At 65.3% G+C, this 17,717-nt stretch carries 17 protein-coding genes; 16 read left to right on the forward strand and 1 reads right to left on the reverse strand.

Going from position 1 to position 17,717, the window contains the following annotated elements; all coding sequences use genetic code 11:
- The first annotated feature begins 129 nt into the window (after positions 1-129).
- The 5 genes from G6R19_RS17000 to G6R19_RS17020 all read left to right on the forward strand — a co-directional run bounded on the left by G6R19_RS17000 (position 130) and on the right by G6R19_RS17020 (position 5,564).
- On the forward strand, positions 130-1,053 hold the full coding sequence (locus G6R19_RS17000) for an alpha/beta hydrolase (protein WP_163167097.1): 924 nt from the start codon (positions 130-132) through the stop codon (positions 1,051-1,053).
- A 49-nt stretch (positions 1,054-1,102) separates the two neighbouring features.
- Entirely contained in the window at positions 1,103-1,678 is a 576-nt protein-coding gene (locus G6R19_RS17005; protein ID WP_163167099.1) for a DUF1349 domain-containing protein, read from the forward strand.
- Between the two features lie 61 nt (positions 1,679-1,739).
- Positions 1,740-2,681: a carbohydrate kinase gene (locus tag G6R19_RS17010; protein WP_163167101.1), complete on the forward strand. Its 942-nt coding sequence runs from the start codon at positions 1,740-1,742 to the stop codon at positions 2,679-2,681.
- A 79-nt stretch (positions 2,682-2,760) separates the two neighbouring features.
- The gene (locus tag G6R19_RS17015) at positions 2,761-4,053 is read left to right on the forward strand and encodes a DUF6379 domain-containing protein (RefSeq protein WP_163167203.1); all 1,293 of its coding nucleotides are present in this window, start codon (positions 2,761-2,763) and stop codon (positions 4,051-4,053) included.
- Positions 4,054-4,085: 32 nt separating this feature from the next.
- Positions 4,086-5,564 carry a DUF6379 domain-containing protein gene (locus G6R19_RS17020; protein WP_163167103.1) on the forward strand — a complete coding sequence of 493 codons (1,479 nt, stop codon included), beginning with the start codon at positions 4,086-4,088 and terminating at the stop codon, positions 5,562-5,564.
- Between the two features lie 88 nt (positions 5,565-5,652).
- Here G6R19_RS17020 and G6R19_RS17025 read toward each other — a convergent pair whose 3' ends face one another.
- On the reverse strand, positions 5,653-6,597 hold the full coding sequence (locus G6R19_RS17025) for a LysR family transcriptional regulator (protein ID WP_163167105.1): 945 nt from the start codon (positions 6,595-6,597) through the stop codon (positions 5,653-5,655).
- A gap of 239 nt (positions 6,598-6,836) precedes the next feature.
- Between G6R19_RS17025 and G6R19_RS17030 the strand changes: the two genes are divergently transcribed.
- The 11 genes from G6R19_RS17030 to G6R19_RS17080 all read left to right on the forward strand — a co-directional run bounded on the left by G6R19_RS17030 (position 6,837) and on the right by G6R19_RS17080 (position 17,708).
- A complete protein-coding gene (locus G6R19_RS17030) occupies positions 6,837-8,120 on the forward strand; it encodes an ABC transporter substrate-binding protein (protein WP_163167107.1) in 1,284 nt (427 codons plus the stop codon).
- Between the two features lie 50 nt (positions 8,121-8,170).
- Positions 8,171-9,130, forward strand: coding sequence for a sugar ABC transporter permease (locus G6R19_RS17035; RefSeq protein WP_163167109.1), 960 nt, complete (start codon positions 8,171-8,173; stop codon positions 9,128-9,130).
- Positions 9,131-9,133: 3 nt separating this feature from the next.
- Positions 9,134-9,970, forward strand: a complete 837-nt coding sequence (locus G6R19_RS17040) for a carbohydrate ABC transporter permease (RefSeq protein ID WP_163167111.1) — start codon at positions 9,134-9,136, stop codon at positions 9,968-9,970.
- Positions 9,971-10,098: 128 nt separating this feature from the next.
- Positions 10,099-10,881 carry a TIM barrel protein gene (locus G6R19_RS17045; RefSeq protein ID WP_163167113.1) on the forward strand — a complete coding sequence of 261 codons (783 nt, stop codon included), beginning with the start codon at positions 10,099-10,101 and terminating at the stop codon, positions 10,879-10,881.
- Entirely contained in the window at positions 10,871-12,430 is a 1,560-nt protein-coding gene (locus tag G6R19_RS17050) for a GMC oxidoreductase (RefSeq protein ID WP_163167115.1), read from the forward strand. Before G6R19_RS17045 ends, G6R19_RS17050 begins: the two co-directional genes overlap by 11 nt.
- 85 nt (positions 12,431-12,515) lie before the next feature.
- Positions 12,516-12,911: a DUF6379 domain-containing protein gene (locus G6R19_RS17055; protein WP_163167117.1), complete on the forward strand. Its 396-nt coding sequence runs from the start codon at positions 12,516-12,518 to the stop codon at positions 12,909-12,911.
- Positions 12,908-14,011: a sugar phosphate isomerase/epimerase gene (locus G6R19_RS17060; RefSeq protein WP_163167119.1), complete on the forward strand. Its 1,104-nt coding sequence runs from the start codon at positions 12,908-12,910 to the stop codon at positions 14,009-14,011. Before G6R19_RS17055 ends, G6R19_RS17060 begins: the two co-directional genes overlap by 4 nt.
- Positions 14,012-14,030: 19 nt before the next feature.
- A complete protein-coding gene (locus G6R19_RS17065) occupies positions 14,031-15,089 on the forward strand; it encodes a TIM barrel protein (RefSeq protein ID WP_163167121.1) in 1,059 nt (352 codons plus the stop codon).
- Positions 15,090-15,097: 8 nt separating this feature from the next.
- Complete coding sequence (locus G6R19_RS17070) at positions 15,098-15,496, forward strand: DUF6379 domain-containing protein (RefSeq protein WP_163167123.1); 399 nt, start codon at positions 15,098-15,100, stop codon at positions 15,494-15,496.
- Positions 15,493-16,689, forward strand: a complete 1,197-nt coding sequence (locus G6R19_RS17075; RefSeq protein WP_205484525.1) for a Gfo/Idh/MocA family oxidoreductase — start codon at positions 15,493-15,495, stop codon at positions 16,687-16,689. Before G6R19_RS17070 ends, G6R19_RS17075 begins: the two co-directional genes overlap by 4 nt.
- 14 nt (positions 16,690-16,703) lie before the next feature.
- Positions 16,704-17,708 carry a sugar phosphate isomerase/epimerase family protein gene (locus G6R19_RS17080; protein WP_163167125.1) on the forward strand — a complete coding sequence of 335 codons (1,005 nt, stop codon included), beginning with the start codon at positions 16,704-16,706 and terminating at the stop codon, positions 17,706-17,708.
- Positions 17,709-17,717 lie beyond the last annotated feature (9 nt).

The following is a 17,717-nucleotide window of genomic DNA, read 5'->3' on the forward strand; positions in this document are numbered from 1 at the left end:
CCACAGCCATACGTGATCCACGGCATGCCCTCGTCCGTCGACAAGAGTACAGCCATGTTCAAGCCACGCACAAAAGTTCACTACTCGAACATCGGTGTTCTGAATCTTTACGGCGGGTAGTCTCGGCTCATGACTGGCTTCCGTCGTCGGACCTTCCTCCTAGGGGCAGGTGCCGGCCTCGCCGCCTGCGCAGGGGTGCCGCGAACCGGCCAGCCACAAGAAAGAGCAACGGAGGACCCCATCAGCGAAGCAGCAGGCCAGCGGCACCGGTACCAGTACGGCGATGACCCCAGCCAGTGGGGCGAGCTGTTCCTTCCCGAGCTGTCCGACGGCGGGAAGCATCGCGGCGTTGTGGTGGTCATCCACGGCGGCTACTGGCGCTCGCGGTACGGGGCCGAGCTGGGGGAACCGCTGGCCCGGGACCTCGCCGGGCGCGGGTTAGCGGCGTGGAACTTGGAGTACCGCCGTGCGGGAAACGGCGGCGGCTGGCCCAATACATTCCAGGACGTGCTTGCCGGCATCGACAAGCTGCAGGAGCTGGCGGTCCCGCATTCCCTGGACCTGACCAGGGTGGTGGCGCTTGGCCATTCGGCAGGCGGGCACCTGGCGGTGTGGGCGGCAGGGCGGGACCGATTGGGCGAGCTGGGGCTGGAGGCCGAGCACCTCGAGGCCTGCGCGAGTACTGACGGCGTCCGCCTCACCGGGGTGGTGAGCCAGTCCGGGGTGCTCAACCTGGCCGAAGCCGAAAGGCTCAACCTCAGCAACGGTGCGGTGGCCAACCTGCTGGGCGGCCCGTCGTCGGACTTTCCTGGCCGTCACCGGTACGCGGATCCGATGGCAGCGCTGCCCCTGACCGTTCCCGTTTACGCGATCCACACGACGGAGGACGAGGACGTGCCGCTCAGCATGTCTTTGTCCTACGTTGAGGCGAGCCGGACCGGGTCCACTCCCGCTCAGCTGGTCACGGTACCCGGGGACCACTTCGCATTGATCGATCCCGAAGCACCCGCATACCTAAGGTGCCGGGAACTGGTCCAGGAGTTCCTGCGCTAAGCGGGCGGCGGACAGAAGCGGCGGGTTGTCCTGCCGTACAGTGGCGGCCATGGACATTCCCTGGCTGCAAGGCACCTGGACGCACCCGCCCGCTTCCGCCGTCGAGCGCGGAACGGACCTGCTGGTCACAGCGAAGGAGGGCAGTGATGCGTGGCGGACCACCTCGTACGGCTTCATCCATGACAGCGAGCATGCGCTGCTGGCGCCGTTCCCGGACGGATCGGCGGTGGAGGTGGAATTTACTGCAGCATTTTCGGAGCAGTTCGACCAGGCCGGCGTTTTTGTGCGGGTGTCAGCTGGGCACTGGATCAAAGCGGGCGTCGAGTTTGCGGACGGCGCGTGCCAGCTGGGGGCAGTGGTCACCGACGGGAAGTCCGACTGGTCCCTGGCGCCGGTGCCCGCGTGGAGCGGATCCCGCGTCCTCATCCGGGTCAGCCGGAGCGGTGATGCCCTAACCATCCGGGCGGGGGCAGCCGGCGGGCCGCTCCAGCTGGTCCGGGTAGTACCGCTGGATCCGGCTGCGGAAGCCGGCGCCGGGCCCTTCACCTGTGCGCCCACCAGGGCCGGCCTTACCGTCCCCTTCCACGCCTGGCGGGCCATGGAGCCGGACGGCGCCCTGCACTAAGCGGCTGTTCCGCCCACGTCACGGACCGCCGCCGAACGGCCTCTTCTGGCAGAGTATGACCATGCTCACTGTTATTGGCGAAGGCCTTGTTGACGTTGTCCAGCGCGCCTCAGGAATTGAAGCGCATGTGGGTGGCAGCCCCCTGAACGTCGCGGTGGGCCTGGCCCGCCTTGACCACCCCGTGCAGTTCATCGGCCGGTATGGCCGGGACGCGTACGGCGACTCCGTCGCTGCACACCTGCGCGCCAGTTCCGTGATGCTTCCGCTCGGCCCCGATGAGTTGCCCACCAGCGTGGCCACCGCCCTGATCGACGACGACGGCGCCGCCACCTACACGTTCGACCTCACCTGGGAGCTCCCCGGCATCGCCGACCGGCTTGCCTTTATGCTGCAGGGCACCACTCTGCTGCATACCGGCTCGATCGCGACGATGCTGGCGCCGGGCGCCACGGATGTCCTCGCCGCCGTCGAATACGCCCACCCGCGCGCCACCATCAGCTTCGACCCCAACTGCCGGCCCAGCATCATCACGGATGTGGATTACGCGCGCCGCCACGCGGAGAAGTTTGTGTCCCTGGCGGACGTGGTGAAGGCATCGGACGAGGACCTGGCCTGGCTCTACCCGAACCTGGACGTGCTGGACGCAGCACGCCGCTGGCTTGACCTGGGCGGCAATGAAGGGCCGGCCATGGTGGTGGTCACCCGCGGAGCCGACGGACCATGGGGAGTGACCAGGGCGGGCGAGGCGCAGGTTGAGGCCACGCGGGTTGAGGTGGCAGACACCGTCGGCGCCGGCGATTCCTTTATGGCGGCGCTGCTCTCCGGCCTGGTGGACCGCGGACTGGACGGCGCCCAGAACCGCAAGGACCTGCGTGAACTTCCCGCGGAGGGCTTGGCCGAACTCCTGGCTCATGCTGCCAAGGCGGCAGCAGTCACGGTGTCACGGCCCGGCGCCAACCCGCCCACCAGGGCTGAGCTGAACGGCGCCTCGGGGGAGAGTTAGGCAGATTACTCACAAACTTAGGCGCGAAACCGACATAATGCTGTTACGCTGGTTTTGCACCTAGAGAGAGTGAGCAATGATGCTTCTCGAAAGAGACCTCATCCAGTCCGTCGGCTTCCGCAACGTCACCGAAGGCGGGCGTGTGACCGGCTTCCAGTTCCGCGTCCGGATGCCTTCCTACCGCGGCATGGCCGCGTCGCTGATCGACGGTATCGCGGTCCGCGTGGGCAACATCGTCGACGTCGGTCCGGCCGTTCCGCTATGGACTTTCGGCGGGCGGACCTACACCCTGCAGCAGCTCTGGGAGGGCGACGGCGTCCGCTGGCCCCTTGAGGAGGCGGCAGTGGTCACCGTTCCGCTCGACGGCGGCCTGCCGCAGGGCGTCCATGAACTCGCCATTGAATTGCGGCTGCGGATGTCCTACATCCCGGTTGAACACCAGCCCACCACCCACCGGGTCAGCCGGAAAGTAACGTTGGCACCGGAAGGCGGCGACGGCACCTTCCGCTACGGCGTTTCCCTTTACAGCTTTATGGGCGATTACGGCACCGTGATGGACCTGGAAACCGCGCTGGCCGCCGTCGCTGACGTGGGTGCCACCGGCGTCGAAATCCTCGGCGAGGGCCACGTCCCCGGCTACCCGGAACCTTCCCCGGCGTGGATCGACAACTGGTTCAGCCTGCTCGAGAAGTACTCCCTGGAGCCGACGAACTACGGCTCCTGGATTGACACCCGGCTGCACCCGGGCCGGAGCATGACAGCGAGCGAGGGTGCCGAGGCTCTGCAGCGGGACCTCAGGCTTGCCCACCGGCTTGGCTTCGGCTTCGTGCGGCCCAAGATCGGCGTTGTCTCCAGTGACCTGGTTCCGGACCCGATCTGGACCGACTCCGTGGAACGCTCCCTCGACCTGGCGCACGAGCTGGGAGTTATTATCTGCCCCGAGATCCACTCGCCCACGCCCATCAAGCACCCCGTCGTGGAGGACTACATCGGCCTCATTGAACGGACCGGAACCAAGAACTTCGGCCTGCTCATCGACACGGGAATCTTCCAGGACCGGCCTATCCCGCTGCGTGAAGGGGAGACCCGCGAAACCCGGCCCGCGTTCCTGGACGGCATCGGCGTCGATTCCGCAGACTTCGGGGACATCGCCCAGTACGTGGTGTTCATCCAAGCGAAGTTCCACGACATCAACGAGCAGCTGGAGGACCAGCAGATTCCGTGGCGCCCGGTGCTGAAAGCTCTCAAAGACTCGGGCTACACCGGTTATCTTTCCAGTGAGTACGAAGGCGAACGCACTCCCTGGCGTGCCATTGAGCAGGTGCGGCGGCAGCACTCCCTCATCCGCCGCATCGCGTCCGAACTTCCCTGATCCCCTTCCTCCTCCCAGCAAAGAGAACAACCATGCCAAACGGACTTCTTGACGATTCAAGCCTCCGCACCCATCCCGAGGGCCTTGCCCTGGCCCTGACGCTGCCGTGGTACCGGAGCCTGTGGCTCTCCTCGGTCTCAGCCCTGCGGCTCACTGTTGACGGCCAGGAAGTTCCCCCGGAAGACCTGTCCCTTGAACTGGGCGGTGTCAGCTACACCCTTCCCGACCTGCCGGCGCAAAGCGAAACCCTCTGGTACCTGCAGGAACACCCCCTGCTCATCGCCAAGCGGGATACCCCTGTGGCCCTGGGCGAGCAGCACACCATCCAGCTCATTGGGGAGCTGCGCCTGCCTTACATGCAGATCGCCCCGGGCCAGGACGGCGGCCCCGGCATGTACGTCCCCAACTTTGTGAACCAAACGCTGGAGCTGACCGTCACGGACAGGGCTGCCGCGGTTCCGGAACTCACGACGGCGGTCGCGCCGCCGCCGCCAAAGGCCGCGGACGATCCGTTCTCGCTGGGCCTCACCCTGTACTCCGCCAGCGCCGAGTTCCGGGCCGGCTGGTACGACTTTGACGGCCTGCTGAACCGGGTGGCGGAACTGGGCATCGGCCCGGGAATCGAAATTGTGGCATCCCAGGTCCTGCCCACGTATCCGCACGTGACGGATGGCTTCGCCCGATCCTGGCAGGAGGCCTTCGACAAACACGGCTTTACCGCCAGCTCCTTCGGCGCCAACCTGGACATGGGCCGGCGCCGCGACCGCGACATGACCCCGGACGAGGAGTATGAGTTCACCGAGACGCTCTTCCACGGCGCCAAGAAGCTGGGCTTCCCTCTGGTCCGCATCCAGAGCGCCAAGCCGGAGCTGTTGCGTCGGCTCCTGCCGCTCGCCGAGGACCTGGAGCTCAAGCTGGCCTACGAGATCCATGCACCGCTGGGGCCCAACTCGCCCGAGATCATGAAGGTCCGCGACGTCTACGCTGAGCTTGACTCACCACTGCTGGGGTTTGTGGCGGACTTCTCCTCCACGATGCACAGCATGTCCCCGACGCTCCTGCGGGCCGTCCGCCGAGCCGGCCTCGACGACGAAGCCCTCCAAACCCTCCAGGCAATCTGGGCCACCGACGCACCGATGCGGGCCCGGCAGGAGGAGTTCATCGGCTACCTCCGCGGACGGGACTTCGATCCGGCCCGTCTCGGTTCCTTCGCACACCTTGCCTTCAACATGCACGGCCGCGTCAGCCCGAAGGACTGGGCGGACATCATGCCGCAGATCATGCACGTCCACGCGAAGTTCTACGATATCGACGAGCAGGGCAACGAGCCGGCCATCGACTATCCGGAACTCGTCCGGGTATTCGTCGAGGGCGGGTACCGCGGCTACTGGTCCAGCGAGTGGGAGGGCCACGCGTTCGCCGAGCTCGGCGAGGTGGATCCGCTGCTGCTGGTCCGCAAGCAGCACGACCTCATCCGCAAGAGCATGCGGTCGGCGCTGGCGCCAGCCTGACCCTGCCCGAACGCCTCAGTGCCCGTCCGTTCAGCCGGCGGGTACTGAGGCGTTTAAGGGCGAAAAGGCGTTTGAGCGCTCACGGCGTTTACGGGGCTTCCTTGGCCGCGGCCGCTGCGACGATCTCGCCAGCCTCCTTGAACAGGTCCCGCATCCACTCGTGCTCCGAATCGCGGTTATGCACGGGATGCCACCACAGGGCGTTGACCAGCGGTGTGGCATCGAAGGGCAGCGGCAGGATCCGCACCCCGCCCACCCGCAGTGCGAACGGCACCAGTGCGGCCTGGATGAGCGCGATGCGGTTGGTCCCCACCACAAAGTGCGGCAAGGACTGGAAGCTCTCCACCACTACGTCCACGCGGGGCTCAATGCCGAGCTGCATGATCTGGCGTTCCGCTGAAGTTGACGCCGAGCGCGTTTGGTAGGTCATTACCCAGGGAAGCTCGGCGATGTTCTCCATGGTGATTTTCTCGCCGACGGCGTTATTGGAGGAAGAGACGACGGCGACCCAACCGTCCCGCCACAGGTCCAGGTACGGGAGTCCGGTCAGGAAGCCGTGCGGAATCACCATGCCGTCCACCGAACGCAGGCGGTTGGCGGCATCCTCCACCACCATCGGGTTGTGCAGCATAAACCGGAACCGGACCCCGGGGGCGTGCTCGGCCGCAAGCTCGGAAACCACCCGCCCGATGGTGGTGAAGCCATAATCGGAGCCGTAGATGGAGAACTCCCGCTCGGATTCGCTGGGCTCCCACGTGGCCTGGCTCTCGAAGACGCGCCGGGCCGCTTCCAGCGCTGTGGTGGTGTGTTCCGCCAGGCGCAGCGCGAAGGGGGTGAGTTCGTAGGCGTTGCCGCGGCGGGCCAGGATGGGATCCCCAAAATGGGACCGGAGCCGCGCCAGCGAAGCACTCAGTGCCGGCTGGCTGAGATGGAGCCGCTCGGCCGCCCTCGTCACGCTCCGCTCGGTAATGAGGGCATCCAGCGAGATCAGCAGGTTGAGGTCGAGCCGGGAAAGCAGGACATTATTCGTCACGGCACGGCGATCTTTCAACGGTGAACTTTCGTCCCGCCAGTGTATCAGCGGCATCAATAGGAACGGTGTGGTGCATCACATTTTCCAATGCAGGGGAAGCTTTCGCAGACCCCAATGAAACTTATGTCTGTCATCGGCAATACTTATGTGCTTTTTCTGCACATCTCCTGCATACTGATGAGTGACCGGGGTCACGGCTCCCGGATATTTTTTCGACAACGAAGTCAGAAAGGCTGGACATGACACAGCACCGTCGCTATTCGGGCCTGAAGGTCGGCGCCCTCGCCGTCCCCATCGCAGCCCTCGTCCTTACCGGCTGCTCGGCCCCCGCCGGCAGCAACGCCTCCTCCGGCGGCTCGAAGGAATTTTCCCTGTCCTTTGCTACCTCCAACACCATCGAAAGCCCCTTCCAGGTCCTGGGGGAGAAGTACATGGAGGCAAACCCGGACGTGAAGATCACGTTCAACCCGCAGCCCAACGACTCCTATGACCAGACCCTGCGCACTCAGCTCCAGGCCGGAAATGCCTCCGATATCGTGGTGACTTCGCCCGGCAGCGGCCAGGGACGCAGTATCCTCCCGCTCGCGGAGGCCGGGTTCCTTGAGCCGCTGGACGATTCCGCCAAGGAACTCCTGCCTGAAGGGAGCGCCAGCACCTTCGGCCCGGAAGGCAAGGTTTTCGGCCAGGCCACGGCCATCACCGTGTCCGCCCTGGTCACGAACGAGACTGCGGCTAAGGCTGCCGGCGAGTTCCCCGCGGACTTTGCGGCTCTTGAAGAGCAGTGCAAAACCCTCGAATCGTCGGGGAAATCCCTCTTCGCCCTTGCCGGTGCAGCGCCTCCCAACACGGGCCTTACCGCGATGTCCCTGGCAGCCTCCCGCGTTTACGGGGAAGACCCCCAGTGGAACGAAAAGCGCGCGGCCAATGAAGTCACCTTCGCAGGCTCCGAGGGCTGGAAATCGGCACTCGAAGCAGTCAACACCCTGAAGGACGCGGGCTGCTTCCAGAAGGGTGCCGCAGGTGCCGGTTTTGACGCCATCACCAAGGGCCTTGCCAGCGGTACGTCTCTGGCAGGATTTATCCCGGCCACGAGCTGGAAGCAGCTGCAGTCCGCTGCTGCCGGCTCCGAATTCGGCGTGCGCGCCCTCCCGGCCGAGAGCCCGGACAAGAGCTTCGTCTACGCCAGCGCCAACTACGCCTTCTCCATCAACGCGGCCGCCAAGAACAAGGAGGCGGCCAAAGCCTTCCTTGCTTGGGCGGCTGAACCTGAGCAGACCAAGGCTTTCGCAGAAATCGACGGCGCCCTTCCGGTCACCGGGCTGGACGCCTACGACTTCGAAGGCGGCGCCTACAAGAACATCGGCGACCTGATCAAAAACGGCAAGTACGGCCCCCTGCCCAACAGCCAGTGGCCGAACTCCGCGGTGTACGACGCGCTGGCCACAGGGGTCCAGGGCATCATCACCGGCCAGAAGAGCCCTGACCAGGTCCTGCAGGCCATGGACGCCGCCTGGGGCCAGTAAGCCGTTCCCATCAACGTTCCGACCACTCAAAGGGACAAGCAAGGAATACCATGACTGCGACGATGCAACCGAAAAGCGAAGCAGCAGAAGCACCCCGGCGAGGCAGGCGCACTCCGGGGGCGGGGCAGAACACCCGCTCCCGGGGCCGCGGCCTGGAGTTCGGACACTGGTGGTGGGCCCTGCCGGGAATCGCCCTGGTGTTTGCCATCCACTACGTGGCAACCGGGATCGGCGGATTCTTCGCCTTCACCAACTGGACGGGCATCGGCTCGTTCAAAATCACAGGCTGGGCCAACTTCGAGGCCATCTTCAAGGACCCCACGAAAGTGGGGGCACTCTCCAACACCCTTTTCCTGGCCTTTGGCTCGGTTCTCCTGGGCAATATCGCCGGACTGGTCATTGCGTTGGGCCTGAACCGGGTCCTCAAGACGCGCTACATCCTCCGGACCCTCTTCTTTATGCCGGTGGTGCTCAGCCCGCTGGCCACGGCCTACATCTGGAAATACATCTTCGACTTCGACGGACCGCTCAATGCCTTCCTTACGGCAATAGGTGCCGGCGACCAGGCAAAGCCGTGGCTGGCCGACCCGCAGTGGGCCATCTGGACTGTCCTGGTGGTGCTTGTCTGGTCTTCAACCGGCTTTGCCATGGTGATTTTTATGGCCGGCCTGGCCGGTGTCCCGGTGGAAGTCGAGGAAGCGGCCGCCATTGATGGCGCCAACCTGTGGCAGCGGTTCCGGAACGTTATCCTCCCCGCCATCCGACCCGCCGTCGCCATCGCCACCACGCTGGGAATCGTCCAGGGACTGCGCGTCTTCGACCCCATCATGGCGCTCACCGGCGGCGGACCCGCGGGGGCCACCGAAACGCTGGCCACGCAGGTCTACAAGCAGGCCTTTGCGCTCGGGAACTTTGGGGGCGGTGCCGCCCTGGCCCTGGTGCTCGCCGCCATCATCCTGATTTTCGCCGTACTTCAGCAGCGGCTGACGCGTTCGAACCCTGAGGACTAAGCCATGTTCCGCTACACCAAACTCACCCTGCTCCGCGAAGTCGGCCTGTGGGCACTCGCCCTGCTGTTCCTTGCGCCGTTCTACTTTCTGGTGACCACCGCCCTGAAGCCGGACACCGAGTTGTTCACCACCTCTGCCCTGGCTCCGCCAACAAGCCCTGACTTCAGCAACTTTGTGGACGTCCTGACCGCCACCGGCAACTCCAACGTGGTGATGGGCCTGGTCAACAGCCTCATCATCACCGCAGGCAGCATTGTGGGACTCATTGCACTGGGCTCCATCACCGGATACGTCATCTCACGGAGCACCCGACGCTGGAGCAAGGGCGCGTACTACCTCTTCCTGATCGCCATCATCCTGCCCGGCCAACTCGGCGCCGTACCCCTGTACATGGGTGCACGCGCCCTTGGACTCACCGGATCCGCCTGGGGCCTGATCGTCCTCTACACGGGCATGCTCCTGCCACTTTCGATTTTCCTCTACGCAAACTTCTTCCGCGGCCTCGGCACGGACTACGAAGAAGCGGCAACCATCGACGGCGCCAGCAAATCCCAGATCTTCTCCAAGGTGGTGTTCCCCATGATGGCTCCCGCCACAGGCACGGTGACCATCTTCGCCGGGCTCATCGTGTGGAACGACTTCTTCACCTCGCTGATCTTCCTGGGCGGCTCCGCCAACCAGACGCTGCCGGTAGCGATGTACTACTACATCGGCTCCCTGGTCTCCCAGTGGAACTCGATCTTCGCCATTGTCATCGTTTCCATGATCCCCATCCTCGCCCTGTTCCTGTTCGCGCAGAAGCGCTTCATCCAAGGATTCTCCGGCGGCCTGAAGGGCTGACCCACAACGGTTGACCACCGCTCAGCGTTTCGAACGCTGCGCGGCGGCCTTTCACACCCCAAAACCGGTGGATTCGGGCGCTGACGCCCCAAAATTTCAGCTCAACTTTCAACTTCAAGGAGAAATCCATGTACCAGCTTGCGCCCAATATCGACCTCCTGTTCTCAGAAGCAGGCGACAGCGCCGCAAACCGGGTCCGCGCAGCAGCCGCCGCCGGCTTCGACGCCGTGGAAATGTGGGGCCCCACCGGCAAGGACATTCCCGCCCTCAAGGAAGCCCTCGAGGAAACCGGAGTCCAGCTCACCGCCCAACTGGCCGAACCCCGCGTGCAGTTCATGATCCCGCCCAAGGACCACGCGCCCTTCTATACCGGCCTCGATGCCGGCGTCGAGGTGGCCCAGCAGCTCGGCTGCCCACGGATTGTGGTGGGCAGCGGCACCGGCTTTGGCGGCCGCAAGCGGCAGGACCAGCTGGACGAACTGATCGAAATCTTCACCCGCGGCGTGGCGCACATCGAGGGTTCGGGCATCACCCTGGTCCTCGAGCCGGTGAACACCCGTGTGGACCACCCCGGAGCCCTCCTGGACCGGACCTCGGAAGCCGTCTACATCGCCAGGGGAGTGGGGTCACCAAACTTCGGTGTCCTCTACGACCTCTACCACTCCACCATCGAGGGCGAGGACGTGGCCGCGGAACTGGCCAACGCCGGGGACCTCATCAAGTACGTGCAGCTCGCCGATGCTCCGGGCCGCGGGGAACCCGGTTCGGGTTCCATCGACTGGCCTGCCCGGATCGCGGACCTGCAGAACTGCGGCTACGCCGGCCCCATCGGGCTGGAGTACTACCCGACCATCGACTCGGCAAAGTCCGTCCGGCGCATCCAGGAACTGGTAGCGGGCCATGGCCGGTAGCCGCTACCCCGCCCGCGTCGACGTCGCCATTGTCGGCAGCGGGCCTACAGCATCGGCGTACGCACGGATCCTCAGCGAGGAAGCCCCCGGCGCCACCATCGCCATGTTCGAAGTGGGCCCCACCGTCAGCAATCCGCCCGGGGCGCACGTCAAGAACATCGCCGACCCCGACCGCCGGAGCATCGCCCAGCGCGCTTCCGAGGGGCCGGGGGCAGGGGCCGCAACGATCACCTCCCCCGGCGCAGCCAAGAGTGGAGAGCGCCGCGCCAGGGCAGGCACGTACCTCCTGCCGGACGGTTACGCCTTCCCCGGAGAGGACGGCATGCCCGTCGCCGCCATGTCCAGCAACGTGGGCGGCATGGCGGCGCACTGGACCGCCGCCTGTCCCCGGCCCGGAGGCACCGAGCGCATTCCGTTCCTGCCGGACCTGGAGCAACTTCTTGACGAAGCCGACCGCCTGCTGGGCGTCACCACCCACGCCTTCGACGACGCACCGTTCTCGGATCTCGTCATCAACCGCCTGTCGGCCGTCCTGGACGAGGGCCGCGACCCCGCCTTCCGCGTCCAGCCCATGCCGCTTGCTGTGCACCGGCGGGAGGACGGCGGCCTCGTCTGGTCAGGCTCCGACGTCGTGATGGGGAACGTCACGCGCGAAAACCCCCAGTTTGACCTCTTTGACGAGTCGCTGGTGACCCGTGTGCTGGTGGAGGACGGGATTGCCTCCGGCGTCGAGGTCCAGGACCGCCGCAGCGGCGAAATCCATCACGTGGCCGCCCGTTATGTTGTGGTGGGAGGTGATGCGCTGCGCACGCCGCAGCTGCTGTGGGCTTCCGGCATCAGGCCCGACGCACTGGGCCGCTACCTCAACGACCAGGCGCAGGTGGTGTTCGCGAGCAGATTGCGTGACGTGTCCGCCGAACAGGTGACCCGGGCCGCCGACGGTGCACTGAGCGAGCAGAGCGGTGTGGCGTGGGTTCCCTACCTGGACGAGGCGCCCTTCCATGGCCAGATCATGCAGCTGGATGCGTCCCCCGTCCCGCTGGCGGACGACGATCCCATTGTTCCCGGATCGATTGTGGGGCTGGGCCTGTTCTGCGCAAAGGACCTGCAGCGGGAGGACCGGGTGGCGTTCGACGACGATGCGCGCGACGCCTACGGAATGCCCGCCATGCGCATCCACTACCGCCTCACCGAACGGGACCGCGAGGTGGTGGAGCGAGCGAAGCAGGAAATCGTCCGCCTGGGCAAGGCGGTGGGTGAACCGCTCGACGAACATCCGTTCGTGATGCCGCCCGGAGCGTCCCTGCATTACCAGGGCACCACGCGCATGGGCGAAACGGACGACGGCGGGAGCGTCTGTTCTCCCGACAGCCAGGTCTGGCAGGTCCCCGGCCTCTTCGTGTCCGGCAACGGCGTCATTCCCTCCGCCACGGCGTGCAATCCGACGCTGACGGCAGTGGCGCTCGCCGTACGCGGGGCTCGAAAAATCGCAGGAGAACTAACCAGCGCTTTACTTATGTCTGAATCAGACAATAGAATGATCAAATAATGAAGAAGTGGCAGCGTGTGGCCCTTTCGTTCAATCACAGGCATTTCATTCACCGGCAAGGCATGCCGCAGACAAGGAGGTCTCGATGATCGCCGATCGCATAATCGAGCAGGGAACACTCAGTACCCAGGACGGCCGTACCGCCGTCGAAGTCCGCATCCCGTGGTACCGCGCCCTTCCGGGCTCGTGCATCGCCGGGGCAGCACTGACCGTTGACGGTGTCGCCGCCCCCGAGGACACGCTGCGCTGGACCATGAACAACCGGACGTTCAGCTTTGAGGAGCTCGTGGACGAAACCGGCGAATGGTGGTTCCCACTGGATTCGGCCATCCTCTCCGGCGACCTCCCCGTCCAGGATGCCGACGCAGAGCACGAGGTCCGCGTGGACCTGAAGCTCTACATCCCGTACATCATCACCGACCACGGCGTGCTGCACATCGAAGAGCACGACACCAAGACCATGAAGGTGGCACAGCGATGACCAGCCTCGGCACGCCGATCCAGGGCGTCACCCTTTACAGCTTCACCCGGGCCTTCCACGCCCGGCAGTACGACCTCGACGGCCTCATCCGCAAAGTGGCCGCCGACGGCTTCGGCCCGGGGCTTGAGGTCATCGGATTCTCCAGCCTGCGCGGCTTCCCGGACCGCATCGATGACACCTTTGTGGGCCAGTTCCGCGACCTGGTGGCCGAGGTGGACCTCGTCCCCACGTCGCTGGCGGTCAACGTTGATACGGGCATCCGCCGGGACCGGCTGATGAACCATGACGAGCTGGTCGAGTACATGCGCAAGCAGATCGAGGTGGCGGCCAGGCTCGGTTTCCCGATCGCCCGCGTGCAGATCTCGCTGACCCCGGACGCCATGGAAAGCCTGCTGCCGGTCGCCGAGAAGTACGGCGTCATACTGGCCTTGGAAGTGCACGCTGACCAGCACGGCGCCCACGAGCGCGTTCTTGCCCTCCGCGACCGCTACGAAAAGCTCGATTCCCCGCTGCTGGGCTTCACCGCCGACTGGGGCGCCACCGTCACCGGCTTTGCCCCGTCCCTGCTGGAGGCCTACCGCCGTCGTGGTGCATCCGAGGACCTGCTCCGGCAGGTGGTTGAGCTGTGGAACGCCTTCTACGCGGAAGGTCCGCCCAACAACCAGAAGGTCCACGGTGAACGTTTCGGCGCCTTCATCGGCCTGGCCGCTCGCCACGGCCGGCCGGACCTCGGCATCGACTTCGGCATCAACGGAACGGGGCTGTTCGGTCCCGCACCGCTGGACACCTGGCTGGAAATCATGCCGTGGGTCCGCCACGTGCACGGCAAGTTCTTCGGCATCGACGAGAACGGCGAGGAGCCCTCGGTTCCGGTGCGCGGCCTGGTCCGCCAGCTCGTGGAAAACGGCTACACCGGTGCCATTTCCAGCGAATACGAAGGCTGGCACTGGAACAACTGGCAGGACCCGTTCGACATCATCCGCGCCGAGCAGGCCGTCCAGCGCTCTGCCGCTGCTGACGCCGGCTCGGCCATGATCACCGACGCGTCAGAAGCGCGCCGCATCCTCAGCAGCCACCTCGCCCAGCCCGTCCGCGGCTGAAACAGAAGGAACCAACACAATGTCAGAAGGCATCGCAGGCTCGGGCATCGAGCTTGGCATCACCCTCTATTCACTCACGTCCGAGTTCGCAGCCGGGCTCTACACCCCCGAGACCCTCATCAAGGCCGTCGCCGATGAAGGCCTCGGCCCCGGCGTCGAGTTTAACATCGCGCAAATGCTCCGCACCTACCCGGATGTGGACGAGGACTTTGTCCGCTTGTGGCGGGACAGCATGGACCGCTACGGCCTGACTCCCAGCGCCGTGGGCACCAACCTGGACATGGGCCGCCGTAAAGACCGGGACATGACGCAGGACGAGGAATATGACTTCTTCGCCAGGCAGCTCAAGACCGCCAACACGCTGGGCTTCAACAAGATCGTCATCCGGTCCGCCGGCAAGGAACTGCTCCGCCGGCTGCTGCCGCTGGCCGAAAAATACGACCAGAAGCTCGGCTATGAGATCCACGCACCGCAGGGCCCGAACGATCCCAAGATCCTGCAGATCCGCGAAATGTATGAGGAGCTCGGCAGCGACCGGCTGGGCTTCACCGCAGACTTCAGTTCCACCATGCACAGCCTGTCGCCCACCCTCTTCCGCACCCTCACGCAGATGGGACTGCCCGAGGAGCACTTCGCCGTGATGCAGGACATCTGGCGCAAGCCGCTGCCCATGCAGGAACGGAACCAGGAGTTCGAGGACTACCTGCGCGAAAACAACTTCGATCCCGCCCGGCTAGGCCCCTTCACCCGGCTGGCGTTCAACATGCACGGACTGGTCCCGCCGGAGGAATGGCTGGACATCATGCCGCAGATGTTCCACGTGCACGCGAAGTTCTACGACATCGACGAGAACGGCAACGAGCCCGCCATGGACATCCCGCGCATCGTGCGGCAGTTCGTCCAGGGCGGCTACACAGGATTCCTCTCCAGCGAATGGGAAGGCCATGCCTTCGCCGACCTGGGCGAATCGGACCCCATCGACCTGGTGAAGAAGCAGCATTCACTCATGCGCCGGGCCGTCGAAGAGTCCGTCGATTCAACTGTTTCCAACCCGACCCTCGTCAAGACAGCGAAGTAAGGAAAGCCATGGCAACCCACAACTCCCTGTTCCAGGACGCCGACGTCCGCAGGCACCCCGAGGGCATTTCGGTGTCCGTCCAACTGCCCTGGTACCGCAGCCTCTGGCTGTCCGCCGTGGACGATGTGGCGGCCACAGTCAACGGCGTGGCGATCCCCAAGGAAGCCCTTCGCTTCGAACTCCAGGGAAAGTCCTACTCCATCGCGGAACTTCCCGAACAATGGGAAACGCTGTGGTTCGTCGCCGACAAGCCCGATGTGATCATCCCACTGGACCGCATCCCCGATGCCGGCGAGGAAATCGACGTCGAAGTCATCCTCACCCTCCGCTTGCTCTACATGCAGATCGCACCCATGCGCTACGTCGGAAACCGGGTGGCGGTTGAGCGCAAGGTAGTGCTGGCATGACAACCCTCCGGGTGGCCATGATCGGTCATGGCTTTATGGGCGCTGCCCACTCCCAGGGCTGGCGGACGGCACCGCGGATGTTCGACCTGCCGGCCGAACCGGAAATGGCGGTTATTGTAGGACGGAACGCCGAAGCGGTGGCTGCCGCCGCCCACAAGTGGGGCTGGGCTGAGTCCGCCACGGACTGGCGCGAGGTGGTCGCGCGGGACGATATCGACGTCGTCGACATTGTCACCCCCGGTGATTCCCATGCAGAGATCGCGATTGCAGCCCTTGAAGCCGGAAAGCACGTGCTCTGCGAGAAGCCGCTGGCCAACACCGTGGCCGAAGCCGAAGCGATGGCCGACGCCGCCGAGCGTGCCGCCGCACGGGGCATCCGGGCGATGGTGGGGTTCACCTACCGCCGGGTTCCCGCCGTGACGTTCCTGCGGAACCTGATTGCCGAAGGCGCCGTGGGAACCATTAACCAGGTCCGTGCCTCGTATCGGCAGGACTGGCTCGTTGATCCTGACATGCCGCTGGCGTGGCGCCTGCAGAAGGAGCACGCCGGCTCCGGCGCGCTGGGGGACATCGGCGCCCATGCCATCGACCTGGCCCAGTTTGTCACCGGGCTGGACCTGGAGAAGGTCTCCGGCACCATCGAGACCATCGTGAAAGAGCGTCCTCTTTTGGAGGACTCCACTTCCGGCACCGGGCTTTCCGGCACGGCCGGTGTGGGCAAAGGCCAGGTGACCGTGGACGACATCGCCATCTTCACCGGTCGCTTCGAATCGGGTGCCCTGGCATCGTTCGAGGCTTCGCGCTTCGCCACCGGCCGGAAGAACGCGCTGCAGATCGAGGTCTCAGGGGACAAGGGCGCCCTTGCCTTTGACCTTGAGGACCTCAACAGTGTCCAGTTCTATGACCGGACGGCACCCGCGGACCGCCAGGGCTTCCGGAAGATCCTGGTCACCGAGGCGGAGCATCCCTACGTCTCCGGGTGGTGGCCGGCAGGCCACATGCTCGGCTATGAGCACGGGTTCTCGCACCAGGTCAAGGACCTCGTGGAGGGCATTGTGGCCGGCACGGACCCGCAGCCCACCTTCGCGGACGGGCTGAGGGTGCAGCGGGTGCTGGAAGCCGTGGAGCGCAGTTCCGAAAATGAGTCCGCTTGGACCCGCGTCGCTTCCGGCGGCACTGTGCAGGCCGGGTAGGAAGGGAAAGTTAGATGGCACGACCTATCACTTTGTTTACCGGCCAGTGGGCCGACCTGCCGTTCGAGGAGGTGGCGCGGCTCGCCGGCGAATGGGGCTACGACGGGCTGGAGATCGCGTGCTGGGGTGACCACCTGGACCCCTGGCGCTGGGATGACGACGCCTACGTGCAGGGCAAGCTGGACATCCTGGAACGCCACGGCCTCAAAGTGTGGACCATCTCGAACCACCTCAAGGGCCAGGCCGTGTGCGATGACCCCATCGACGAACGGCACCGCGGCATCCTGCCGGACAATGTCTGGGGCGACGGCGACCCTGAAGGGGTGCGCCGCCGCGCCGCCGAGGAAATGAAGAACACCGCGCGGCTCGCCGCCAAGCTCGGCGTGAAGACGGTGACCGGCTTTACGGGTTCGTCCATCTGGAAGTACGTGGCGATGTTTCCGCCGGCCTCAGAAAAGATGGTGGACGCCGGGTACCAGGACTTTGCCGACCGGTGGAACCCCATCCTGGACGTCTTCGACGAGGTGGGAGTCCGGTTTGCCCATGAGGTGCACCCGTCCGAGATTGCGTACGACTACTGGACCACGCAGCGCGCGCTGGAGGCGATCGGGCACCGTGAGGCTTTCGGGCTGAACTGGGATCCGAGCCACATGGTGTGGCAGGACATCGATCCCGTGGGGTTCCTCTGGGACTTCAAGGACCGGATCTACCACGTGCACTGCAAGGACACGAAGAAGCGGCTCAGCAATGGGCGCAACGGCCGGCTCTCGTCCCACCTGGCATGGGCTGATCCGCGCCGCGGCTGGGACTTCATCTCCACGGGCCACGGCGACGTGCCCTGGGAGGACGCCTTCCGGATGCTCAACTCCATCAACTACCGCGGGCCGTTGTCCGTGGAGTGGGAGGACGCCGGCATGGACCGCTTGGACGGCGCCCCCGAAGCGCTGGCATTCGTCCGCAGGCTCTCCAGTTGCGAGCCCTCGGCGGCGGCTTTCGACGCCGCCTTCAGCACGAAGTAATTCAGCCCG

This window comes from Arthrobacter sp. Alg241-R88, assembly GCF_900537115.1.
Classification (GTDB): Bacteria; Actinomycetota; Actinomycetes; order Actinomycetales; family Micrococcaceae; genus Arthrobacter.